This window comes from Microvirga sp. HS2 (genome assembly GCF_055792805.1).
In genome coordinates, this window is sequence record NZ_JBVVAJ010000005.1 from 207007 (window position 1) to 231408 (window position 24402).

Annotated in this window: 21 protein-coding genes, 1 tRNA gene and 1 pseudogene; 14 read left to right on the plus strand and 9 right to left on the minus strand. The window is 63.0% G+C overall.

Translation table 11 applies throughout. The annotated features are described in order from the left end of the window. Position 1: 1 nt before the first annotated feature. Complete coding sequence (locus ACS5Q0_RS07125) at positions 2-1189, minus strand: FAD-binding protein (RefSeq protein WP_473125917.1); 1188 nt, start codon at positions 1187-1189, stop codon at positions 2-4. Beyond that, positions 1186-2619 carry an FAD-linked oxidase C-terminal domain-containing protein gene (locus tag ACS5Q0_RS07130; RefSeq protein ID WP_473125918.1) on the minus strand — a complete coding sequence of 478 codons (1434 nt, stop codon included), beginning with the start codon at positions 2617-2619 and terminating at the stop codon, positions 1186-1188. Before ACS5Q0_RS07130 ends, ACS5Q0_RS07125 begins: the two co-directional genes overlap by 4 nt. 137 nt (positions 2620-2756) lie before the next feature. Between ACS5Q0_RS07130 and ACS5Q0_RS07135 the strand changes: the two genes are divergently transcribed. The 8 genes from ACS5Q0_RS07135 (at position 2757) to bfr (ending at position 9728) form a co-directional block, all read left to right on the plus strand. Then, entirely contained in the window at positions 2757-3146 is a 390-nt protein-coding gene (locus tag ACS5Q0_RS07135; protein WP_473125919.1) for a c-type cytochrome, read from the plus strand. Further along, positions 3143-3940, plus strand: coding sequence for a (Fe-S)-binding protein (locus ACS5Q0_RS07140; protein WP_473125920.1), 798 nt, complete (start codon positions 3143-3145; stop codon positions 3938-3940). The genes ACS5Q0_RS07135 and ACS5Q0_RS07140 overlap by 4 nt, the downstream gene beginning before the upstream one ends. A gap of 319 nt (positions 3941-4259) precedes the next feature. Beyond that, complete coding sequence (locus ACS5Q0_RS07145; protein WP_473125921.1) at positions 4260-5924, plus strand: calcium-binding protein; 1665 nt, start codon at positions 4260-4262, stop codon at positions 5922-5924. A 125-nt stretch (positions 5925-6049) separates the two neighbouring features. After that, a complete protein-coding gene (locus ACS5Q0_RS07150; RefSeq protein ID WP_473125922.1) occupies positions 6050-7483 on the plus strand; it encodes a LutB/LldF family L-lactate oxidation iron-sulfur protein in 1434 nt (477 codons plus the stop codon). After that, on the plus strand, positions 7480-8151 hold the full coding sequence (locus tag ACS5Q0_RS07155; protein ID WP_473125923.1) for a LutC/YkgG family protein: 672 nt from the start codon (positions 7480-7482) through the stop codon (positions 8149-8151). The genes ACS5Q0_RS07150 and ACS5Q0_RS07155 overlap by 4 nt, the downstream gene beginning before the upstream one ends. A gap of 63 nt (positions 8152-8214) precedes the next feature. Continuing rightward, the gene (locus ACS5Q0_RS07160) at positions 8215-8784 is read left to right on the plus strand and encodes a putative glycolipid-binding domain-containing protein (RefSeq protein ID WP_473125924.1); all 570 of its coding nucleotides are present in this window, start codon (positions 8215-8217) and stop codon (positions 8782-8784) included. A gap of 119 nt (positions 8785-8903) precedes the next feature. Next, positions 8904-9161 carry a (2Fe-2S)-binding protein gene (locus ACS5Q0_RS07165; RefSeq protein ID WP_473125925.1) on the plus strand — a complete coding sequence of 86 codons (258 nt, stop codon included), beginning with the start codon at positions 8904-8906 and terminating at the stop codon, positions 9159-9161. Positions 9162-9242: 81 nt separating this feature from the next. Then, positions 9243-9728, plus strand: coding sequence for a bacterioferritin (bfr, locus tag ACS5Q0_RS07170; RefSeq protein WP_473125926.1), 486 nt, complete (start codon positions 9243-9245; stop codon positions 9726-9728). An 83-nt stretch (positions 9729-9811) separates the two neighbouring features. Here the strand turns inward: bfr and ACS5Q0_RS07175 are convergent, their stop codons facing one another. From ACS5Q0_RS07175 to ACS5Q0_RS07185, 3 genes are all read right to left on the minus strand, one after another. Next, entirely contained in the window at positions 9812-12535 is a 2724-nt protein-coding gene (locus ACS5Q0_RS07175) for a bifunctional acetate--CoA ligase family protein/GNAT family N-acetyltransferase (protein ID WP_473125927.1), read from the minus strand. Positions 12536-12800: 265 nt separating this feature from the next. Continuing rightward, entirely contained in the window at positions 12801-13265 is a 465-nt protein-coding gene (locus ACS5Q0_RS07180) for a hypothetical protein (RefSeq protein WP_473125928.1), read from the minus strand. A 64-nt stretch (positions 13266-13329) separates the two neighbouring features. Then, entirely contained in the window at positions 13330-16077 is a 2748-nt protein-coding gene (locus tag ACS5Q0_RS07185; RefSeq protein WP_473125929.1) for a PAS domain-containing sensor histidine kinase, read from the minus strand. A gap of 197 nt (positions 16078-16274) precedes the next feature. Between ACS5Q0_RS07185 and ACS5Q0_RS07190 the strand changes: the two genes are divergently transcribed. The 5 genes from ACS5Q0_RS07190 (at position 16275) to ACS5Q0_RS07210 (ending at position 21542) form a co-directional block, all read left to right on the plus strand. Then, on the plus strand, positions 16275-16655 hold the full coding sequence (locus ACS5Q0_RS07190; RefSeq protein WP_473125930.1) for a phasin: 381 nt from the start codon (positions 16275-16277) through the stop codon (positions 16653-16655). Positions 16656-16709: 54 nt separating this feature from the next. Next, positions 16710-17204: a phasin family protein gene (locus ACS5Q0_RS07195; RefSeq protein WP_473125931.1), complete on the plus strand. Its 495-nt coding sequence runs from the start codon at positions 16710-16712 to the stop codon at positions 17202-17204. Between the two features lie 43 nt (positions 17205-17247). After that, positions 17248-17706, plus strand: a complete 459-nt coding sequence (locus ACS5Q0_RS07200; protein WP_473125932.1) for an NUDIX hydrolase — start codon at positions 17248-17250, stop codon at positions 17704-17706. 299 nt (positions 17707-18005) lie between these two features. Further along, positions 18006-18710 (plus strand): outer membrane protein, encoded by a 705-nt coding sequence (locus ACS5Q0_RS07205; protein ID WP_473125933.1) that lies wholly within the window; start codon positions 18006-18008, stop codon positions 18708-18710. A 270-nt stretch (positions 18711-18980) separates the two neighbouring features. Continuing rightward, a complete protein-coding gene (locus ACS5Q0_RS07210) occupies positions 18981-21542 on the plus strand; it encodes a sensor domain-containing protein (RefSeq protein WP_473125934.1) in 2562 nt (853 codons plus the stop codon). Between the two features lie 274 nt (positions 21543-21816). Here ACS5Q0_RS07210 and ACS5Q0_RS07215 read toward each other — a convergent pair whose 3' ends face one another. After that, positions 21817-22035, minus strand: a complete 219-nt coding sequence (locus tag ACS5Q0_RS07215) for a hypothetical protein (protein WP_473125935.1) — start codon at positions 22033-22035, stop codon at positions 21817-21819. A 531-nt stretch (positions 22036-22566) separates the two neighbouring features. Between ACS5Q0_RS07215 and ACS5Q0_RS07220 the strand changes: the two genes are divergently transcribed. Further along, positions 22567-22875, plus strand: a complete 309-nt coding sequence (locus tag ACS5Q0_RS07220; RefSeq protein WP_473125936.1) for a hypothetical protein — start codon at positions 22567-22569, stop codon at positions 22873-22875. Between the two features lie 82 nt (positions 22876-22957). On the opposite strand, the gene ACS5Q0_RS07225 is transcribed toward ACS5Q0_RS07220, so the two are convergent. From ACS5Q0_RS07225 to ACS5Q0_RS07235, 3 genes and pseudogenes are all read right to left on the minus strand, one after another. Then, positions 22958-23034: transfer RNA gene (locus ACS5Q0_RS07225), tRNA-His, on the minus strand. A gap of 122 nt (positions 23035-23156) precedes the next feature. Further along, positions 23157-24131, minus strand: coding sequence for a tripartite tricarboxylate transporter substrate-binding protein (locus ACS5Q0_RS07230; RefSeq protein WP_473125937.1), 975 nt, complete (start codon positions 24129-24131; stop codon positions 23157-23159). Positions 24132-24193: 62 nt separating this feature from the next. Then, a pseudogene (locus tag ACS5Q0_RS07235) lies at positions 24194-24402 on the minus strand (tripartite tricarboxylate transporter permease); the annotation flags it as partial.

Sequence of the window (24402 nt, forward strand, 5' to 3'; positions counted from 1 at the left end):
CTCAGACGCCTGCATACATGCGCCCCGGATTGAGGATCCCCGCCGGATCGAAGGAAGCCTTGATGCCTTTCGTGAGCGTCATCAGAGTCTCGTTCTGAGGCTCGAACACATCGACGGCCGAGCGCGTCTCGGCAGGCGCACGCACGAGAGTGGCATGGCCACCGAGCGCCCGCGTCGCCTCCCGGAGGACGGAAGCGCCCGCGTCGTCGTCGACGGGCGTCGAAATCCAGATGAGGCCGCCGCCCCAATCGTAGAACCATTGCGCGTCGAGTGACTGCGCGATGCGCTTCATGAATTCGGGACCCTTCGTGGGCGCCGTCGAAACACGCCAGATCGCGCGGTCGGCGCCGTCCGTCAGCAGGGTGGCGTCGCGCAGGGATTGCCAGACCGCCTCCGCCCCCCTTCCCTCCAGGATGTCCGTGGAGACGCCGAAGTGTTTGAGCAGGCGGCGCAGCTCGCCAAGGCGGTAATCGACCGAAACGGAGAAGCCTTCGAGCCGGATCACCGTGCTCGCCCCCTGCCGGTTGCGAGCCGGAATATGCGCCGCGCCCGTCACGTCGAAGGGTGAGCCGAGCGCCTGCGAGAGCGCCTCCACGGCCTGAGCATCCTTGAGGCCGCGCAGCACCAGCGTCGCCATGCGCTCCTGCTTCGGCAGCACCTTGAACGTCACTTCCGTGAGGAAGCCGAGCGTCCCCCAGGAACCGGCCATGAGCTTGACGAGATCGAGGCCGGTGACGTTCTTCATCACGCGCCCGCCCGATTTCACCACCTCACCCCGGCCGTTGACGAAGCGCACGCCGATGAGACTGTCCCGGGCGGCACCCGCCATGATGCGGCGCGGGCCCGAGATGTTCATGGCCGCCACCGCGCCGATGGTGGGCTCCGCCTTCGTGCCGAGCAAGGGACGGTAATCCATCGGCTCGAAGGGCAATTCCTGTCCCTTCTCGGCGAGCGTGCGCACCACCTCGGATAAAGGCGTGCCGCTTTTTGCGGAAATCACCATCTCGGCGGGCTCGTAGAGCGTGATGCCGGTCATCGCACCCGACGAGATCGAGGCGTCGGTCTGATTGGGACGACCCATCTCGGCTTTCGTGTTCTGGCCGGAGAGGCTGAGCAGAATGCCCTTTTCGGAGGCGCCTTGGATGATCGCGGCGGCGTCCTGCTCGTCACGGGGGAGATGGGTGGTCACGCAGCGAGCCTTCCTTCCAGGGGGAACACTTTGGCGGGGTTGAGCAGCCAGTGCGGATCGAAGACGCCGCGCACGCGCATCTGCTGGGCGAGATCGACGTCGTTGAACTGGCAGGTCATGAGATCGCGCTTCTCGATGCCGACGCCGTGCTCGCCCGTGAGGCAGCCGCCGACCTCGACGCAGAGCCTGAGAATGTCCTCACCGGCCTTTTCGGCCTTCTCCATCTCGCCCGGCACATTCGTGTTGAACATGACGAGCGGGTGCAGATTGCCGTCGCCCGCATGGAACACGTTGGCGACGCCGAGGCCATAGGATTTAGCGATCTCGTCGATGCGCCTGAGCACGTAGGGCAGCTGGCCCGTGGGGATCGTTCCGTCCATGCAGATGTAATCGGCCACGCGGCCGGTCGCGCCGAACGCCGACTTGCGACCCTTCCAGATCGCGGCGCTTTCGGCTTCCGACTGCGACACCTTGATGGTCTTCGGCTTGAAGGGCTCCGCGATCGCGACGATGCGCCGGAGCATGTCGTCGATCTCCTGGTCGGATCCTTCGACCTCCACGATGAGCATGGCCTCCACGTCGAGCGGATAGCCCGCATGGGCGAAGGCCTCGCAGATCTGGATGGCGGGCTTGTCCATGTATTCGAGCGCCACCGGGATGATTCCCGCGCCGATGATCGCTGCCACGCAGGCGCCCGCATCCTCCACCGATGCGAAACCGAACAGGGCCGGACGCGCGCCTTCCGCCGCGCGAAGGATGCGCACCACGGCTTCGGTGACGACGCCGAGCTGGCCTTCCGACCCGCAGATGAGGCCGAGAAGATCGTAGCCCGGGCTGTCGAGATGTTCGCCGCCGATCTCCACCACCGAGCCGTCGAGCATCACCAGAGTGACGCCGAGCAGGTTGTTGGTGGTCACGCCGTATTTCAGGCAATGCGCCCCGCCGGAATTCATGGCGATGTTGCCGGCGATTGTGCAGGCGAGCTGGCTCGACGGGTCGGGAGCGTAGAAGAAACCCTCATAGGCCACGGCCTGGCTGATGCCGAGATTGGTGATGCCGGATTGCACCCGGGCCGCCCGGCCCTCGAAATCGACATCGAGCACGCGGTTCATCTTGGCGACGCCGAGAACGATGGCGTCCGGCTGAGGAATCGCCCCGCCGCAGAGCGAGGTCCCTGCCCCGCGAGGCACCACCTTCACGCCGTTCTCATGGCAGAAGCGCATCACGGCCGAAACTTCCTCCGTCGAGGATGGCAGCACCACGGCGAGCGGCATCTGCCGGTAGGCTGTCAGGCCATCGGTCTCGAACGCCCGGCGTTCGTCCTCGGAAACGATGAGGGCCTCCGACGCGACAAGTCGCCCCAATCCCTCGATAATTTCCTTGCGGCGAGCCAGAATCGCCTCGTCCGGCTTGGGAAATGCGATGGTCATGAAACCCTCCCTTGGCGTTGTCCGGCTGCTTTCATGGCATAATTATCCTTCTCCACAAGGTAGCTGGCCTTGAGGGATTTTTCCAATAATGTAGAGCCCCTCTAAGGTGGGACATCGGTCCAGAAAAGGAGTTTTTGATGCGTTCCTTGGTTCTCTCTGCCGCCATCCTGCTCACCGGGCTCGCTCAGGCCCAGGCGCAGGACGCCGCTGCCGGCGAAAAAGTTTTCGCCCAGTGCCGCGCCTGCCATCAGATCGGCCCGAACGCCAAGAACGCCGTCGGCCCCGAGCTGAACGGCGTCATCGGACGACACTCCGGATCGGTCGAAGGTTATAACTATTCGCCGGCCAACAAGAATTCCGGCCTGACCTGGGACGAGGCGACGTTCCGCGAATATATCCAGAACCCCAAGGCGAAAGTCCCGGGCACCAAGATGATCTACGCGGGTCTCAAGGACGAGCAGAAGATCAACGATCTCATCGCCTATTTGAAGCAGTTCGACGCTCAGGGTCAAAAGGTCTCTCAATGAGCGCCGTGCCCTCCAGCCGATCCGGGAGCCCCCGGGTCGGCCTTTTCGTGACCTGCCTCGTCGACCTGATGCGCCCCTCCGTGGGCTTTGCCGCCGTGAAACTCCTGGAGGATGCGGGCTGCATCGTCGACGCGCCGGTTCAGACCTGCTGCGGCCAGCCCGCCTACAATTCAGGCGACCGGGGCACCACCCGGGACCTGGCCATGCGGATCATCGAGACCTTCCAGGATTTCGATTATGTCGTCGCCCCCTCCGGGTCCTGCGCCGGCATGATCCGGAAACATTATCCGGAACTGTTCGAGGAAGATCCGAACTGGCGCGCGAAGGCCAGCGCCCTGGCCGCCAAGACCTATGAGCTGACGAGCTTCCTCGTGGACGTGCTCGGGATCACCCAGGTCGATGCGTCCTATCATGGCACCGTGACCTATCACGATTCCTGCTCCGGCCTTCGGGAGCTCGGGGTGAAGACCCAGCCGCGCATGCTCCTGTCCAGCGTCAGAGGCCTGACTCTCGTCGAGATGAACGACAGCGACGTATGCTGCGGCTTCGGAGGCACCTTCGCCGTCAAGTACAGCGACATCTCCGGCGCCATCGTCGACGCCAAGGCCAGGAACGTGGAAGACACCCGTGCGCCGACCCTGCTCGCAGGCGACCTCGGCTGCCTCATGAACATGGCGGGCAAGCTCAGCCGCGATGGCAAGCCCGTCGAGGTGCGGCACGTGGCCGAGATTCTCGCCAACATGACGGACGAGCCGGCCATCGGCCTCGCCAAGAATGCGGCGCTCAAGAACTGAAGGGCGTCAGAGTATAGGATGCTGCATGGCGAGGCCTGAGCTGCAAAGGCTCTTTACAAGATGAAGGGGTATATCGGGCCTTGCCCTTCGACCTACCAACAACGTCCCAGTTCATCTTTAGCGGGTACGGAGACAGCAACAAGTAAGAATTTAGGCCTATAAGCAATAGGGTTTATTTTCCTGCAATACTACAATATGTTATATTAAATCTTCCAGAAGATCAAAATTGTTACGTTGTAAAGTGATAATTACCTCCCGTATATTGGCTTCGCGACTAACGGATACGCTCCGAAAGAAGCCAATTTGGAAGGACCACTTTATGACCTACTATTTCATTGCCCCGAACACGCCTCTTCCTGTGACGGCGGGTCCCCACCTGATCAACCTGTTTGGAGAGGAAGCCGTTTTCCTGACCCCCGGAGCATCGCTTATGGCCGACGCGATCGGCATGGATGCGATCAACTCGGATGGCTCACTGGATAAAATGATGATCAATGGCTCCATCTATAGCGTTCAGGCCAACGGCCTCAGCAGCAATTGGGGCACGAGCAAAATAAACATCGGCGCCTCAGGATTTGTTTACGGCGCATTAGCCGGGCTTCGCCTGGGCGCTCACATCAGTGAGCGCGGTCTCGTCGGTGACAATGTGGTTTCGAACTCTGGCACGATCCAGTCCGCCGGGATCGGAATATCGGCGGCAGGCCACGGCAACGAGATCGTGAATTCGGGTAGGATCTCAGGCCTGGAATATGGCATCAAACATCAGTTCCGGTTTGAGGAAGGGACCCAATCGCCCCTTGGATACGGGCTCGTCGTACGCAACACGGGGACCATAGAAGGCGATACGGCAATCGAGGGCTCGATCATCAGGGAGTTGATCGAGAACAAAGGAACGATTCATGGCTCCATTCGCCTCGATGACGGAGCGGATATCTACGACGGCCGCTTCGGCTTTGCGAGCGGCCACATCGACATGGGGTCGGGAGATGATACCGCCCTTGGAGGTGCCGGCGATGAAACCTTTCTTGGACAGGAAGTGCCGACAGAGGCCGGTTACGGCAACGATGTCTATAACGGTGGGAGCGGGATCGATACCGTACTCTTCGTCTCCAGCGCTCAAACCTCTAATCCCATCACTGTTGATCTGACGAAAACGACGGCTCAGAACACAGGATATGGCCTCGATACATTCATCGACATCGAGAATGTCATCGTTCAGGACTCGTTCGAGTATGCCGTATCCGGGGCCGTCCTCATCGGCAACAACGGCAACAATATCCTGGGTGGCGGATTGAGCGACAGCACACTTGAAGGAGGATTCGGAAACGATACGCTCCTTGGCAACGAGGCCGGCTTAAACACAGTTCGCTTTTCAGGAAAGATAGGCGCCACCGCCAACCTGACGATCACGGCGGCACAGAACACGGGTTACGGCTACGACAAACTCGTCAGCATCGAGAACCTGGTTGGCGGCTCGGGTAAGGATCGCTTCACCGGGAACAACGGAGTCAATCAGCTGAAGGGTAATGCCGGCGACGACCTCCTCTCCGGGGGGCAGGGCGATGATCAGCTGTATGGAGGAACTGGGAGCGACGTGCTCATTGGCGGGAGTGGCAGCGATACATTCGTTTTCGATACGAAAATCGGAAAGGATGTTGACACGATCAAGGATTTCCAGACCTTCGACGCCCTTCATGGCAAGGACGATGCCAGTGATCTGATCTATCTCTCAAGGAGCATCTTCAAGCAAGTACGTCCCCAATTGGATCCGGATCTTCCCGAAATTCCATTCGGCAAATTGCTCAAGGCGCAATTCCACCTAGGCCAAAAGGCCAACAACAAAGATCAACACATTATCTATAATGATAAAAGCGGCGATCTTTATTACGACCCTGACGGAAATGGATCACAGAAGCAAATCAAGTTCGCCCAACTCAGCAAGGGTCTACTGTTGAGCTACAATGACTTCCTGGTCGTTGGATAGAGCTCACGAGTAGCATAGAGCCTTCATTGAAGACACATAGAGTGCCGCCGCTTTTACAGCGGCGGCTTTTTCTTCTATATGCAGTCAGAAGCATAAAAGCCGTATTCTTGCCAAGGCTAGGCTGTATGACCGTTCACACCACGTCCCCTCAGTTCAAGCAGAATGCAGCCCGGGCGCTGCACGATGACCAGCTCCAGAAAGCGCTGGGCAACGTGAAGCAGGGCTTTATCGACAAGCGGCAGGCCGCCGCCGACAAGCTCCCCGAGTTCGAGGCCCTGCGGGATTCCGCGCGCGACATCAAGAACCACACGCTCGAACATCTCGACCTCTACCTCGAAGCCTACGAGAAAAAGGTGAAGGATTCCGGCGGCCATGTGCATTTCGCCCGCAATGCCGAGGAGGCCCGCGAGATCATCCTGACGATCTGCCGCGATGCGGGCGCGAAGACGGTCACGAAGGGCAAGTCGATGATCTCCGAGGAAATCGAGATCAATCACTATCTCGAAGCCCACGGCATCAAGCCCGTCGAGACGGATCTCGGCGAATACATCATCCAGCTGCGCAACGAGCTGCCGAGCCACATCATCGCTCCTGCCGTGCACCTCAACGCCACCCAGGTTGAGCAGGATTTTCGCCGCGTTCACACGCATCTCGATGCGAAGCGCGATCTCTCCGAGCCCGTGCAGCTGCTGACCGAGGCGCGCGCCGTCCTGCGCGAGCGCTTCCTCGCGGCGGATGTCGGCATCACGGGAGCGAACTTCCTGGTGGCGGAGACCGGCACGTCGATCATCGTCACCAATGAAGGAAACGGCGATCTCACGCAGATCCTGCCGAAGACGCACATCGCTCTCGCGTCCATCGAGAAGCTGGTGCCGACGCTGGAAGACGCGAGCCAGCTGCTGCGCGTTCTCGCGCGCTCGGCCACGGGCCAGGAGATGTCGGTCTACACCACCTTCTCTACCGGCCCGCGCCGCCCCGGCGATGCGGACGGCCCCGAGAACTACCATGTGGTGATCATCGACAACGGGCGCTCCTCCATGCTGGGCACCAGCTTCGAGGAGATGCTGCGCTGCATCCGTTGCGGCGCCTGCATGAACCATTGCCCCGTCTATCATGCGGTGGGCGGGCACGCCTATGGCTGGGTCTATCCCGGCCCCATGGGCGCGGTCCTCACCCCGTCTCTCATCGGAGTCGACAAAGCGGGCCACCTGCCCAACGCCTCCACCTTCTGCGGACGCTGCGAGAGCGTGTGCCCTGTGCGCATTCCGCTGCCGAAGCTCATGCGCCACTGGCGCGAGCGGGAATTCGAGCGCCACCTTTCTCCCGCCTCCGTGCGCTCGGGCCTGAGCCTCTGGGGCTTCTTCGCAAGGCGCCCTGCCCTCTATCGCCTCGCGACGCGCGCCGCCATGGCGACCCTCGGTCTCGCCGGACGCCAGCGCGGCCGCTTCTCCTGGCTGCCGCTCGCGAAGGGCTGGACGAAGTACCGTGATTTCCCGGCGCCCCAGGGGGAGACGTTCCAGGCGCGCTGGAAGCGTGAGCGTAAAGGACGAGCCGCATGAGCGCCCGTGACGAGATTTTCGCCAGCATTCGCCGTTCTCTGGGTGTGAACGGCAACGAGACGATCCGCAGGCAGATCGTGCAGGACCGCCTCGAACGGTCACCCAAGGGCGTGATCCCCGCGCGCGGACAGGTTTCCGGCGAGGAGCGCATCGCGCTGTTCAAGACCATGGCCGAGGCGTCCCTCGCCACCGTGACGGAGGTGGCCTCTCCCGCGGAGGTGCCGCAATCCATCGCGCTGTTCCTGCGCGGTCACAACCTGCCGGCGACCCTGCGCATGGGCGAGGATCCTCGCCTGAAGGCCATGCCTTGGGGTGAGACGACCCTGGAGATCTCGCATGGGCCGAGCCAGGGGGGAGACCTCAACGCCGTCAGCCATGCCTTCGGCGGCGTGGCCGAGACCGGCACGCTCGCCATGATCTCGGGGCCGGAGAACCCCTCCACCCTCAACTTCCTGCCGGACAACCACATCATCGTGGTCTCGGCCAAGGATATCGCGAGCGACTACGAATCCGTCTGGAACCGGGTGCGCTTTTCCTTCGGCAAAGGCAGCATGCCGCGAACGGTGAACTGGATCACAGGCCCTTCCCGCTCCGGCGACATCGAGCAGACCCTGCTGCTCGGCGCCCACGGTCCCCGGCGGGTGCATGTGGTGGTTGTGCGGGAGTAAAAAGGCGGACTCGCAAAGGCTGCGCGGCGGCGTATTCTTGTACTGCGCAGCTTGGAGGCCTCCATGTCGTCTCGCCCCCTGATCTTCCGCACGCTCCGCTGGTCGTCCTGGGACGGGAGCGAAGCAGGACTGGAACACGCCGATATACGCCCCGCCGACGGCGGCCTCACGATCTCCGGCGTCATCATCGGTCGGGAGGGAGGCGCGAAATTCGGTCTTCACTACCGGCTGTGGGTGGATTCCGCCTGGAGGACCAAGGCGGTTCATCTCCAGACCACATCCGGACGGAGCCTGGACCTGGAGAGCAACGGGCAAGGCGCCTGGACCGAGGACGGCAAGCCCCAGCCCGAGCTTCAGGGCTGCATCGACGTGGATATCCAGGCCACGCCTCTGACCAACACCCTGCCGATCCGCCGCCTCGAATGGGCCGCCGGACAGGCTGTCGACATTCGCCTGTGCTACATCGCCGTTCCCGACCTGAGCGTCTCGGCCCGCACCCAGCGCTACACGGCGCTCGAACCTGGCTCCCTCTACCGTTTCGAAAGTCCCGAGAGCGGCTTCACCGCCGATCTGCCGGTCGATGAGGACGGGTTCGTACGGAATTATCCTGGCTTGTTCCGCCGCCTGGACTGACGGATTCTCAAGCCAGCGTGACAACTTCGCGCGCCCTCGAGGACTGGCGCACGCTGGGCATTTCAGCTAAGTGTTTGAAATCAAACATAGTTTTTAATAGTTCTAAACTAGAAAAACCAATGATCGTCTGCTCCTGCAACGTTCTCTCCGACGGCGATGTGAAAGCCTGCATGAAGCCCGGGCCCGACTGCCCGCGTTCCCCCGCGCAGGTCTACCGCTGTCTTGGCTGCAGCCCGAATTGCGGCCGCTGCGCCCGGACGATCCGGGACATCATGGACAAGGCGCTCGCCGATGCGGGCGATGCTCCGGTCGCCGCGTGCCAGCGGGGCTGCTGCCCCGCCTCTCTCGAAAAAGTGGCCGCGGAACCTCACCTTTGAACAAAGGGGGTTTCACCCTAGTTCCTAAATCCTCTAAGGAAGGTTCGACGTTTTTTGTCGCCGTTTTGACGTGAGGGTAGGATGAAGGGTGATCCGAAGGTTATCGAGTATCTCAATCGCGGCCTGCGCAGCGAACTGACGGCGGTCAATCAATACTGGCTTCATTACCGGCTGCTGGACGACTGGGGATACAAGGAACTCGCCAAGACGTGGCGTAAGGAATCCATCGAGGAGATGCACCACGCGGACCGCTTCATCGAACGCATCATCTTTCTCGAAGGCTTCGCCAACCTCCAGGTGCTCGACCCGCTCCGCATCGGCCAGACCATCCAGGAAATTCTCGAGTCCGACCTCGCGGCCGAATACGACGCTCGCAACCTCTACGGCGAGGCGGCGGCGTACTGCGACAGCATCGGCGACCGGGTGTCCAAGAACCTCTTCGAAGAGCTGATGGCCGACGAGGAGGGCCATATCGACTTCCTCGAGACCCAGCTCACCCTCGTCGAGCAGGTCGGCGTCGAGCTCTACGCTCAGAAGCATATCGGCGGCCTCAAGGACGACGACTGACATCGGTCTTGCTGGACAACCGACGAAGGGCGGTGGAGTGCCGGAGCGCTTCACCGCCCTTTTCGCATGCGAGCCATTCGAATTTAAGGTGAATCCGCCAGCTTTCCGGGCTCCTCGATGGAGGCGATGGGAAGCGTCACGACGCGCAGCTCCGGATCGTCGGGATCGATCCGCACGGAGAAGCCGAGATTGCGGCACATGTCGAGCATCGTGCTGTTCTCGCGCAGGACCTGCCCCTCGACCTCGCGAAGCCCCTCCACCTTCGCCCATTCGATCATCAGGCGCATGAGGATCCACCCGAGGCCGATCCCCTTGAGATCGGAGCGCAGGAGGATGCCGTACTCGCCCGTCTCGTGATTGGCGTCCGCGTGCACACGGACGGCGCCCATCATCTCCCCGGTCTGGCCATCGAAAGCCACGAACGCGATCGCGCGGGCGTAATCGAGCTGCGTCAGGCGCGCGAGGAAGGTATGGCTGAAATCGCGGACCGGCGCGAAGAAGCGCAGGCGCAGATCCTCCGGCGTGATCTTCTCGAAGAAGCGCTTGAACTCCTCCTCGTCCTCGGGCCTGACGGGGCGCACGAATGCCGTGCGTCCGTTGCGCAGGGTGATGGTGCGCTCCCACTCCGTCGGGTATGGCCTGACGGCGAAGCGCGGATGGCCGCTCCCCTTCCTGACCTCGGGAGCCACGAGCACGCGGGCATCGACCGCGATGACGCCTGTGTGATCGGCCAGCAGCGGATTGATGTCGAGCTCCCGCACCTCCGGCACGTCGGCAGCGAGCTGCGCGATCTTCACGAGGGTGAGCGCGATGGCCCCCTCGTCGGCGGCCGGCACGTCGCGATACGCCTTGAGACGGCGCGCCACGCGGGTGCGGGCGATGAGATCGTCCGCGAGCTTCAGATCGAGCGGCGGCAGGGCCAGCGCCCTGTCGTTGATGACCTCCACCGCCGTTCCTCCGCGCCCGAACAGCACCACCGGCCCAAAGGCCGGGTCGTCCGCGAGGCCCGCGATCAGCTCACGCGCCTTGGCCCGGCGCACCATCGGCTGAACCATCACGCCCGTGATGACGGCATCCGGCCGCAGGCGCGCGGCGCGCTCGAAGATGTCGGCTGCGGCCTTTCGCACCGATTCCTCCGTCGAGAGATCGAGCTGCACGCCGCCGATATCGGATTTGTGCACGATATCGGGCGAGAGCACTTTCACCGCGACGCGGCCGCCCTCCCCGATGATGGGCCTTGCCGCGGCGACGGCCTCGTCCGGCGTCCTGGCCAGCCTCACGGGCGCGGTGGGAATATCGTAGGCCTGGAGGAGCGCATCGACCTCGAGAGGGTTGAGCCAGCGGCGGTTCTCCGCCAGCACCTTCGCGACGATCGCGCGCGCGGCCTCCGGGTCCGGCGAGAAATCATGCGGCAGGTTGTCGGGCGTCTCCATCAGCTCCGTCTGCGCCTCGCGGTAACGCACCAGCTGAATGAAGCCCCGCACCGCATCGGCCTCGGTGGCATAATGGGGAATCCGCGCCGCCTCAAAAACACGCGCCGAATCCGGATCCTCGCCGATCCAGGCCGCGAAGACCGGCTTCTGCTGAAACCCCTTCGCGCGATGACGCCGGATGACCTCCGTCACGGCGCGCGCCACGTCGGCTGCGCCCGCGATGGCCGTCGGCACGTTCAGAATGAGCACGGCATCGTTCGCCGGATCGGCGAGCAGCGCATCGAGTGCGCCTGAATAGCGGGCGGGATCCGCGTCGCCGATGATGTCGACGGGGTTCGACTGCGACCATGTCGGCGGAAGAATGGCTTTCAGCTGCTCGAATGTCTGGGGCGAGAGTTCGGCCAGCACTCCGCCCATGTCGATGAGGCGATCCGTTGCGAGAACGCCGATGCCACCGCCATTGGTGAGAAGCGCGAGGCGATTGCCGGGGAACGGCTTCTGCCGCCCGAGAGTCTCGGCCGCCGCGAAGAGCTGGTCGAGATCCAGCACCCGCAGCAGGCCGGCCCGGCGGAATGCAGCATCGTAGACCGCATCCGAACCGGCCAAGGCGCCGGTATGGGTCGCCGCCGCCCTTGCTCCCTGCACATGGCGGCCCGCCTTGATCACTACGACGGGCTTGATACGCGCCGCGGCGCGCGCGGCCGACATGAACTTCTTCGCGTTGTCGATCGACTCGATGTAGAGCAGGATCGCGCGCGTGCCCGCGTCGGCGGAAAAGAAGTCGAGGCAGTCGCTGAAATCCACGTCCATCTTGTCGCCCAGGGACACGATGGCGGAGAAGCCGACCTGCCGCTGCGCGGCCCATTCCACTAGGCCGACAGCGACGGCGCCCGATTGCGAGATGAGCGCGAGATCCCCGGGCTTCGCGTCACGGGCCGCAAAGCTCGCATTCATGCGCGCCCGCGGCGACAGAATGCCGATGCAGTTCGGCCCCACGATGCGCAGACTGTAGCGCCGCGCGGCGAGCCTCACCTGCTGCGAGAGGGAATCCGCTCCGTATCCGAGCCCGGTCGTCGCGATGATGGCGGCGGCGACTCCTCTTTTTCCCGCATCCTCGATGACGCCCAGCACGTTGCGGGGCGGCACCGCGACGACGACGAGGTCGGGTGTTTCGGGAAGCTTGGCGATCGAGGCGTAGCAGGGCTTTCCCTCGACCTCGTCATGATGCGGATTGACGGGATAGAGCGGCCCCGCGAAGCCGCCCTGGATCAAATTCTTCAGGAAGGTCAGCCCCAGGGAGCGAGGGCGAGGGCTCGCCCCGACGACCGCGATCGACCGGGGGGAGAACAATGTGTCGAGGCGATAGGTGGACATGAAGCGATCCTTCGTCTCACAGAATTTCAGCCGCGCAGAATAAGCCAATCATCGTTCGTGTCTCGGCAATTTACCCTGGCAGCGCATCTCGTTCTCTATCTTAGGGCCAAGAGCTCCCCTGACCTCCCGACAATGACAGCATCGCAAGATCAGCCGTGAACTCCATGACCTGGATCAACGGGGAGACGCCACCCGCGAGCACCAAAGCCATTCCCCTTGGCTTTAAATCCACTCTCCTCTCCGGTCCACTTCGCCGAAAAAGGCTCTAATCATCAATGCGGTAAAAGCGGAAGCTGAACACATCTTTGCTGACACTCGTCAGGTTGATCAACTTTAGACCGAACCCTTTTTGCAATTCCACATCCTTCCCCATGGGCGAAGCAATTTTCATCGATGACCTGATGTCGACTTCACTCCCCCCGGGAAACTGGGCGAACCTGAGAGCGTCCTTCATCAAGGCGGCGGCAAGCTGAGCCCTGCTGGAATGAAACGTAATGCTCAGCATTCTGATGTTCTGCGCAGATTCGTCGACCATGAAGAGGGCTGCTGCCATGGGGCTTTCCGACTGAAAGACGCAGATGCTATTCCGGCACTCCAGAAACTTGACCGGCGTTCGCGAAGTCTTCGGAAAAACTGTTCTAATCTGCTCGGGATCGTAGGCTTGTGATCGCGCCTCGCTGGCGAACATTGCGCAGACAGCGAACATAATAGCGACAACGTGTTTCAGCATGGCAGCCTCCTCGTGGGAAGCTGCGTTATATCATCCGTCAGATGAAATTTAAATGTTATCCCGTTTACGGAACCAGGACTCGCGTCGGCGGGAAGATCACCTCCACAAGCGTGCCCTCCTTGGGGCTGCTCGTGATCTGCAGGGCGCCGCGATTGGCCTCGACGAGGGCCTTAGTGAGAGGAAGTCCCAGGCCCGTTCCTCCAGGCCTGCGGGAGGTCGCGATCTGGCGGAACGGTTCGAGCGCCGCCTCGACCTCCGACGGGGTCATACCGATGCCCGTATCCCGTACGCGAAACGCCACCTCGCCCCGATCCGTCATGGCGGTCGAGACGATCACCTGCCCGCCCGCATCCGTGAACTTGATGGCGTTGGACACGAGATTGAGCGCAATCTGGCGCATGGAGCGCTCGTCGGCCACCACCGGCGGCAACTTGGAGGCGAAGCTCGTGCGCATGACGATCCGGTCCCGCATGGCCTGCGGCTGAAGCAGGGTCACGCAGCCCGAGATGAGGTCGTTGAGATTAACGCCGGTAAACGACAGTTCGAGACGGCCCGCCTCGACCTTCGCAAGATCGAGCAGATCGTTCACGAGGCTGATCACATGCGATCCCGAGGCGTGAACGTCGCGCAGATATTCCTTGTAGCGCTCGTTCCCGATCGGCCCGAAGCGCTCCTCCAGCATCACCTCGGCAAAGCCGATGATCGCGTTGAGCGGCGTGCGGATCTCATGGCTGATCTTGGCGAGGAGATCGGATTTCTGGGCGCTCGCCTCTTCCGCCGCGCGCCGGGCCCCGACGAGTTCGCCCTCCGCCTTCTTGAAGGTGGTCATGTCGCGCAGCACGGCGCAGAACTTGCGGCTCGCGCCCTCGCCCGCATTGCCGCCAACCTGGCCGATGGTCATGAAAAGCGGGATGGTGCCTCCCTGGCGCTCCTGTCCCAGGACTTCGCGGCCGTCGTTCAGCAGGCTCGCGACGCCGGGCGAGCGAAGGCCCTCGAGGTAATCGAGCGCTTCCTTGTGGCTTTCGGGCGCAAGCAGAACCGTGATCGCGCTGCCCGCCACCTCCCGCTGGTGATACCCGAACAACGCCTCGGCGGAGCGGTTGAGGGACAGGATTCGGCCGGTCTCGTCGAACAGGATGACGCCATCGGTGGCCGTGTCCAGGATCGATTCCAGCTCCTGCACGCGGCTATCCTGCGCGCTTGGGACTTGAACTTGGCCGAAGGACCTGCGGATGAGCATCAGCTGCGCGGGTCCTCCGTTCCACTCGACATCCGATCCGCGCACGGCAACGGCGACAATCTCACCATTGCGCGTCGTGAGCGAAAGCCCCGCATCGTCCTCCGCGGACGGGTTCAGGGCGGGAGAGCCGCGGAACAGCTGCACGAGACCGCCGTCGTCCATCACCTCATCGGTTGTCCGGTAGCCCGTGAGATCGAGCAGGAAGCGGTTGGCGAACAGAATGGTCTCGTCACGGTGAACGAGGATGCCGACCGGGAGACGGTCGAGGATTCGATCGGAGCTGTCGGAAGGCGGTGACGCGACAGGCGCAATCTCAGCGCCCTCGTCGGGACCTGCGACGTCGCGGGCGCCGCCCTCGCCCGGGCCCGCCTCCTCGGGGGCGGCGGTTTCAGAGTTCTTTTCCTCCAGCCGCGCGCCCAGGGCGCGGGCAATTTCGCGGAAGGCATTGCGCTCCGCCGAGGACAGGGTGGAGCTGGGCGCCGGACGCGCCTTTTCATCCGCGTCGCCCGATTGCGGAATCTCGTTGGTCTTAGGAGGATCGTCGGCGGGCCGAGGACCGGAAAGCGCTTCCGCGACGCGGTCGCGCAAGTGTGCGAACCAGCCCTCGTCCTCCTGAGGAGCACCGTCAGGGCCTCCCTGTTTCTCGGGCCGCGTCTCTTCCGGCGGAGAGAAAGGCAGGGCCGCATCGGTGAGGTAGGGCTCGGCCTCGGTGGCGAGACGGATCGGCTCGTCCCGCTCGCGCATTTCGTTCATGCGCAGCAGACCGAAGCCGCGAAACCCGATGAGCTCGCGATCGGTCCCGAAGACCGGCATGCCGCCAAAATCGACCGGCACCACCATGGACCGGCCATCCACGGCCCAAGAGACGGTCAGTGCGCTCCAGGTCTCGCCGCGGGCGAAGCGGCCGGCAATCTCCCCATCGGGATCGGAGACCACCGTGGCGGCCAGCTCGTCCCACGTTCGCCCCACGATCGTCCCGGCCTGGCCGCCGACTGCTTCGGCGAGAGCTGGCGACACTTGGGTAAAGCGTGCCCGGGCATCGGTCTGCCAGAGGAAACGAATAGAGCCGGACGGCTTGTCCTGCCGCGCCGGTGCCTGGTCCGGAGAATCCTGCCTGGGGCCCGACCTGGGCCCCAAATCCGCATTCCGGTCCGCTGGCGGAACGGCAGGCGCGCTCCCGCGCTCGAAGCCGTAAGGGACCGGGCCCAACAGCGCGGTGACGAGAACCTCCTCCCCCGTCTCGAGGACGGCCAGGCGACAGGCGCAGGGAACGGGTTGCCACGGACGGACCGGATTGAGGCGCAGCCGTTCCAGGCGCGCTCCCTTGCGGGGAGCCGCTCCGCCGGCCAGCACTCTCAGGCGGTCACGGGCGCGAAGACCGGGAACGAGCCTTCCCGCTTCATCCGTGAAGGCCTCACCGAGTCCTTCGGCGGCGGGCGAGGCCCAGAGGAGCCGTTCGATGCCGTGGTCCCAGATGAGCACGGGCGCTCCGGGCCGGGCCATCAGCCCGAGATCCGGTTCGGCGGCAAGCCGCGCGATCAGCGCTTCGTATCGGTTGGGAGCCCCATCCATGGCGGCCTCGATCCTACCTCTAAATAGAAGAGTCGTATGGAAACGGTTTTAGACGATTGTTGGCAAGGTGACAGCAGGTCCGGGCTCTTGAATCCTTTTACTTTCAGGTAACCTTAATACGCAGGCCCGAAGACGGTTGATTTTGCACCGCACAATGTGATATTGCAGTGCACAAATATCTGCAAAAGGAGCGACCCATGGCAACGAACCCGAACCAGCCCTACGAAATCCCCACCGAGATGCGGGACTTTGCGGAAAAGAGCGTCGAGCAGGCCCGCAAGGCCATCGACGGCTTCATGAACGCCGCCCAGAAGACGGTCGACACCTTCGAGGGCTCGGCCAACACGGTCCAGGCCAGCGCGAAGGATGCGACCCGCAAGACCTTCACCTATGCCGAACAGAACCTGTCGGCCGCCTTCGACCTCGCCCAGCGCATGGTGCGCGCCAAGGATATGCAGGAAGCCATGCAGATCCAGGCCGAGTTCGTGCGCACCCAGTTCGAGGCCATGCAGACCCAGATGAAGGAGTTCGGCTCGATCGCCCAGACAGCGATGAAGCAACCGGGTTCGAAGAAGTAAGCGCCTTTCCGGACACTTCGCCCAGACACTTCGCCCAGAGACAAGGACGTTCCGATGACGGAAACCAGGAAGACCAGGACCCGCAACGCCAAGAGCGCGCCGAAGGCCGATCTCATCGAGCTGGCTGCAGAGCCTGTCGTCGAGGCAGGCGAGACGGCGCGGGCCCCGGACCCCGCGCCTGCTCCGCAGCCCTTCGTTTCCGCCGCGAAGATGGAGAGCGAGCCCTTCGTCTTCGCCCTGCGCGACCAGGGCGAGGCTATCCGCCGGGCGATGCGCGAAACGGTTGCCGCTTCCGCCGAGGGCGTTCTCGAAGTGAACGAAAAGGTTATGGAGGCCCTGCAGATCCAGGGTCACGCGGCCATCGACCTGTGGCGCACGGCGCTCGACAATTCACGCCGGCCGGAAGGCTTCAAGGCCCAGACCGGCGCCGCCCGGCAGGCTTTCGAGACCGCCTCCGCCCCATGGAAGGACGTCGCGGAAGCAACGGCCCGCTGGATGACCCGGAGCATGGAGCCGCTGCAATCGGCTTTTCTGCGGCAAACCCGCTGACCGCCCGCTACCGGAAATCCGCCTCATGCTTTAAGGCTTGGCCATGATCGGCCAAGCCTTTTCTCATTCCCCCTCCCCCATTCCGGCGGTCATCGCCGTCGTCATTCACGAGGGACGCGCCCTTCTCGTGCGCAGGGCCAATCCGCCGGACGCAGGGCTCTGGGGCTTTCCAGGCGGCAAGATCGATTTCGGCGAGACGGTCGCGGATGCCGCGATCAGGGAGCTCATGGAAGAGACCGGCGTGGAAGCCGAGGCGCAGGAGGTCATCACCACGCTGGACATCCTGGTGCCCGCCGACGACGGCGCCATCCGCCAGCATTACGTTCTGATCGCCGTCCGGTGCCGCTGGCTGTCGGGCGCTCCCCTGGCCGGCGACGATGCGCTGGAAGCACGCTGGTTTTCCCTGTCCGAGCTCGACGCTGCAACGCTGCCCATGAGCGCGGATGTGGACGTGATCGCGCGGCGAGCCGAGGCCATGGCCCGGCAGGCGGACGGCTTCTGATCCGCCCGGATCATCAGCGCCAGGCAAGAAAAAGCCCCGCCTCGAGGGCGGGGCAGAGTTTCGTCTCTAAACTTTGGTTCGGCAGATTTAATCCGAGAGCCCTTTTGCAACGGAGGCATTGCGACAGCAATTGCTCCAAGTTCTCATGGTTTATGAGAAGTAAACGTTCATAAAGCATCAAGCATATCTCCAGTCGAGGCGGGCAATCATATTGCAGGGGTACCCCCTCCGGCTTATGACACCCGGGACAGGCAATTAATGCCTACCCTGCTTCGATGTTTTGGAACGGAATGACAGTGATGCGTACCCTCTCCCTCAATCTTCTCGCCGCCGCAGCCGCTCTCGGCATCGCGTCCAGCGCCGTGGCCGCCGACCTTCCTTCGCGCTACGCCCCGGCGCCCGCCTACAACGCCATGCCGATCTTCACCTGGAGCGGCTTTTACGCCGGCGTGAATCTCGGCTACGGCCGCAGCACCGGCGCCAGCCAGTATTACGATGAGGCCTTCAACGTCACGGGCGGCGGCCGCAAGAGCGGCTTCCTGGGCGGCGTTCAGGGCGGCTACAATTATCAGCTCGGCATGTTCGTGGTCGGCGCCGAAGCCGACCTTCAATACGCCGCTGTCGGCGACAAGAACGCAACCTATCTCGGCACCAATTACAAGGGCGAAGACAGCGGCTATTTCGGCACGGTCCGCGCTCGTGCAGGTCTTGCCATCGATCGCGCCCTCGTGTTCGGCACGCTCGGCTTCGCCTATGGCGACATCGGCGGCAACAAGGGCCTCGACGCTGCGCTCGGCTACCGGCGCGACGACCGCACGAGCGGCGGCTGGACCATGGGCGGCGGCCTCGAATATGCCGTCACCGACAACTTCACCGCGAAGGTTGAAGGTCTCTATGTGAACCTCGACACGAGCGACAGCTATGCTCTCGCCAATCGCGTCAACATCCGCCGCGACACGGAATTCGGCGTGTTCCGCGCCGGCCTGAACTACAAGTTCAACTAAGTCTATCGAGAGTAACCCGACAGAAAGGGCCCGGTGCTTGCACCGGGCCCTTTCTGCTTTTGCGCCGTGCGGAAGAACGAATGGATCGGGCGGTAAACATGTTACACAAACACAATCGAGACTTTTTTAAGACTTGCCTCCCGTCTGAAGACACAGTCATAATTCAGCGCATCCACGCGATTGCTCGTCCTACCGGACCGTAGGATGGACCTGAGATAGACCCTGTGGCCGCCGGCGATCCGGCGGCAGGCAGACATTAAGAGTGCAGCTATGCGTTTTTGGGGCCAAACATGGCTGCGCCACTATTTCTCTCATGCGCGCGGGCAATCCCGGTTTCAGGATGAAACCATCTCTCCTTCCAGAGCCTCGCGGTATGCCTGCGCCTTCGTGGAGACGACGACCGATTGCGTCTTCGTTCTCGATCGCAGCTGGCGCCTCACGTTCTGCAATTCCCGCGCCGTGACGGAATTGGCGGCAAATGCCGCCATCGTCGGCGCTCACATCTGGGATGCATTCCCTCGACTCGTCGGCACGATCTTCGAGGAGAACTACCGCCGCGCCATGGCCGAACGCTCGACGCGGATCTTCGAGGCCTATTACGAACCGCTGTCCTCGTGGTACGAGGTCCATGCCACGCCCGTGGGGGACGACCTGATGGTCGTCTTCCGCAACATGAACGAGCAGCGTGCGGTGGCCGAGGCCTTTCAGGCAAGGGAGCAGCAGCTCGCCACGGTCTTCGGCCAGACCATGGTGGGCATCCTGCACCGTGACCTGAACGAGCGGGTGCTGATGGTCAATCAGCGCTTCTGCGATCTGGTGGGCCGCAGCAGGGAGGAATTGGACGGCCTCCCGATGAGCGCCTTCACGCACGAGGACGACGTCGCATCGAACGCAGCCCTGTTCCGGAAGCATCTCGAGAGCGCCACGCCATTCCAGGTCGAAAAGCGCTACGTGCGCCCAGACGGCACTGCGATCTGGTGCGCGGTCAACGTTTCCTTCGTCCGCGACGAAACCGGGAAGCCCGTCTCCTCGATTGCGGTCGCGGAAGACATCCATGCCCGGAAAACCGCGGAAGAGAAGGCGCACGAGAGCCAACGCCAGCTCGCCAGCTTCATCGATAACCTGCCGGGAATCGTCTATCAGAGCGACATTGCCGCTCCGTGGCGCTTCACCGTTCTCAGTGAGGGCGCGGAGGCTCTGACCGAGTACTCGACAGGCGAGTTCTTTCAGGGAAAGATCAGTTGGGGAGGCATCGTCCATCCCGACGATCTCCAGATGGTCGAGGATGCTGTTTTCGCCAGCATCATGAGCAGGCAGGTCTTCGACATCGTTTACCGCATCAGGACGAAGTTGGGCGGAATCCGCTGGATGGTCGATCGCGGCCGATGCATCTATGGCCCATCGGGGGAACCCCTCTTCCTCGAAGGGATCATCAGCGACGTCACCAGCCAGAAGGAGGCCGAGGAGAAGATCCTGTGGGCCGCTCATCACGACCATCTGACACGCCTGCCCAATCGGGCCCTGTTCCAGATCCGGCTGGGCAAGGCTCTAGAAAGGTCTGCCGCACAGAACCGCAAGCTCGGTCTGGTGATCCTCGACGTGGACCATCTGAAGGAGATCAACGACACCCTCGGCCATGACGCGGGCGATGCCGTCCTGCAGGCGGTCGCCAATCGCCTCAGCGCCGCCGTGCGCCCCATCGACACCGTCGCCCGCAACGGCGGCGACGAGTTCGCCATCGTCTTTCCCGAGATCGAGAGCGAGCAGGACATCAGGGCCCTCATCGCGCCCCTCCAGGAGCAGCTGCAGAAGCCCCTCTCCTATGCGGGGCGCACGCTCGATTGCCGCGCCAGCATCGGCGCCAGCATCTGGCCCGATCACGCCAAGGAATCCGCCGACCTTCTGAAACAGGCCGACATCGCGCTTTACACGGCCAAAGCCACCGGACGGGACAAGGTCATGGTCTTCGAGCCATCCATGCGCACCGAGGCGCAGCAAAAAGCCGAAATGCGCAACAATGCACGCGGAGCCATCGACGCACGCAGCATCGAGCCGTTCTATCAGCCGAAGGTGCATCTGAGCTCCGGCGAGCTCGCAGGCTTCGAAGCGCTCCTCCGGTGGCGCAATCCGCGCGCCGGCATCGAACTACCCGCGAGCATCCAGGCGGCGTTCGACGACCCGCATCTCGCCGTCGCCTTGAGCAAGCAGATGCACGACATGGTTTTCGACGATATGCGCCGCTGGCTGCAATCGGGCGTGCCGTTCGGCCATGTGGCCATCAACGCATCCGCCGCGGAATTCAGGGGCATGGACTTCGCCGACCGAATCCTCGAACGCCTGCGTGCCGCTGACATCCCGAACCATTGTCTCGAGATCGAGGTGACCGAGACCGTGTTCCTCGGCCGGGGCGCGGAGTTCATCGAAAAGACCTTGCGGACTCTCAGCGCCGAGGGCGTGAAGATCGCGCTGGACGATTTCGGAACGGGCTATGCCTCGCTCTCGCACCTCAAGCAGTTTCCGGTCGACATCATCAAGATCGACCGCTCCTTCGTGCATGATCTTGCCAGCAATCCCGATGATCCGGCGATTCTTCAGGCCGTCGTCAGCCTGGGCAAGAGCCTCGGAATCACAACCGTCGCGGAAGGCGTCGAGACGGCCGTGCAAGCGGCCTTTCTGCGCAGCCAGGGCTGCGACCTCGGTCAGGGCTTTCTCTTCGGCATGGCAAGCCCGAGCAAACTCATCCCCGACCTGGTGGCCTCCTGGAATCCGGAGCAGCTCAATCTGACCGAACTGGACGGCTATGTCCTGAAAGACAGGAAGCAGCGGCGCTAAAGCATCGGACCCAAAAGTGGATTTGCACTTTTGGGGCAGATCCGATGCATTCTCCTGAGAAGAGAGCATCGTTCGACGCGGACCCAGCGGGCCGCGCCAGCGACCCGAAGGGCCACGTTAGTGAAAACCGGATCCACTTTTCCGCACGATGCTCTGGGTCGCTCACGTGGCCCATCGGGTTCTTTCACGACCCTTTGGGTCCACACAGAATAAGGCGCTGAAGTGAGCAGCGGCCCCAAGTCGCATCCATGGGCCCCGCCCGATGCTCGGGCCGTCAGAAGCGGGATGTCTTGCGCCGGCGCGCGTTCTCTGCCTCGCTCTGTTTGAGCGCAAGCAACCGCCGGGCAGCCCTTCCTCCCGATTCCGAAGCATAGAGCCGGTCGTTCATGACTTCGATCTGCCACTGCTGAAATTCGAGCAGGGCCTTGAGGCCTCTGACATGCGCTCTCAGCTCAAGAGCATCCTGCAAGAGATGGGGACTGCAAGTTTTCATGGGACCCCCCTGACGTTTTCGGGATGAATCGCGGATGAACGCAAATCGATGAAAGCGACCCGCAGAGCCGGAGGCAAAGCAGACGGAGAACGTGTTGGGCCAACCGGAACGCAAGTCCCGAGAGGCGATCGGCAAACGTGGACCGGCACCGATATCCATCGGCGGCGGCCTCGCAATTCAGGCCGTATCGATGCGCGGAATGGATGCTTCGGATGGAATAACATTTGCATTATTCGCGCAAGGATCATGATGTCGCATGGCCAAGCTCGCCTGAAGGCGCGCCATCCGAACTCCGCGACATCCGTCACCCGTTTGCGATGTTCTTGGAGTGATCTGGGAAGCGTGACCGTGCAATGTTAGCTGGCCTTAAAGACTCGCGTGGTTAAGCTCGGGCCTCCGGCAGATCACCCGTCCTCCTGCGACATCAATACCAGGAACGGCCCCACGCTGGAGACGTTGCCCCGTGTGCGTTTCGGCACGGCGGCACGACCTTAAGCGTGGTGATCTTCCGAGCGTCAGGAGGACAAATCGATGCGAGCTTTGGCGATCACATCCCTGCTCGGCGCCTTCGGAATTCTTTCGTTCGGCGCAGCTGCGCACGCCGAGGAGGCGAATACGCGCGTTGCGGCCATGCCCTATTCCGACTGCCTCTCGATCATCGCCGAGACGGCGCAGGAGCTCGGCGAAGCTCCGGTTCAGACGGTCAGCAACGATGACGAGACGACCGTCCGGATCAACGCTTCCGATGGCTTCGTCACCGTTTCCTGCAGCCGCGCCGGCAAGATGGTGCTGACCAAGAGCCCCGTGCCCGAGGCCGCAGGCATGACAGCCGCCCGCTGAGGGCAATGCCCGCCCGCGACATCCCATCAATGTCTGGAAAACGCCTCGAACCTGCTAGGCCTCACGTCACCACTTTTTGAAGTGGTACAGCCGCCCCGGCTCGAACGGGGGACCCCCAGATCCACAATCTGGTGCTCTAACCAACTGAGCTACGGCTGCACGTGAGGCAGGGTGTAATCGCGCCCGCGATCAATTTCAAGGCTTCTTTGCGGTCGCAGGGCCAGAAATGATAACGGCGGGCGAATTCGCCCGCCGCTTCAAGCGATTAGCCGGCGAGAACTTTACTCCGCGGAGGCTCCGGCGGCTTTGAGGACCGGGGTCCAGCGCGCCACTTCGCTCTCTACGAGCTTCTGGAGGGATTCCGGAGTCCGCTCCGCGGCGCTCGGGATGACGCCGCCGAGCTCGAGCAGGCGCTTCTTCGTGTTCTCGTCGTCGAGGGACTTCACGAGAGCGTCGTTGAGCTTCTTGACGACGTCCGGGGGCGTACCCTTGGGCGCGAACACGGCGTTCCAGGCGCTGACCTCATAGCCTTCGAGGCCCGCTTCCTTCGTGGTCGGCACGTTCGGCAGAACCGGGGAGCGCTCGGGCGTGGCGATGGCGAAGGCCTTGATGTTGCCGCCCTGGATCTGCGGCGCCACGTTGACGATCTGGTCGGTCATGTAATCGACCGTGTTGGCCATGAGGTCGTTCAGGGCCGGGCCGGTGCCGCGATAGGCGACCATGGTGGGCTTGGCCTTGATGACCGAGTTGAAGAAGATGCCGGTCGAGTGCGAGACGGAGCCCACGCCCGCATGGGCCATGTTCACCTTGTCGCCGTTGGCCTTCATGTATTCCAGGAAGCCCTTCAGATCTTTGGCCGGAAAGTCCTTCTTGGCCACGATGACGATCGGCGTGCCGGCCGCCAGGCCGATGGGCGCGAAGTCCTTGGCGGGATCGTATTTCAGGTTGGGATAGAGGGCCGGCGCGGCGCCGTGGGTGCCCATGTGGCCCATCATGATCGTGTAGCCGTCGGGCTGAGCCTGGGCGCCGCGGGTGATGCCGGTCGTGCCGCCGGCGCCCGCCACGTTCTCGATCACGATCTGCTGGCCCAGCGTGCGGGACATGTGATCGGTCACGATGCGGGCCACCACATCGGTCGGCCCGCCGGCCGCGAAAGGCACGATCATGGTGATCGGACGGCTCGGGTAATCCTGGGCCTGTGCGCCTGTTGCGGCAAGTCCCGCCATGGCGGCGAGGGTCAGCGCGATCTTCTTCATCAAGTTCCTCCCTTTGGAAAGTTATGAGCTTACATTGTGGGCCGGGTGGCCGCGAAGGCAAGTTACTCTGTGAACACCTCGTCCCTGCCCTTCCGGATGGAGGGCAGCAGCGCGATGACGAGCAGGATGGCCGCGACGGCCAGGAGCGCGGCGCTGACCGGGTGGGTCACGAAGGTGTCCAGCGACCCGCGCGACAGAATGAGCGCGCGGCGCAGGTTCTCCTCCATCAGCTTGCCGAGCACGAAGCCGAGCAGCATCGGCGCGGGCTCGA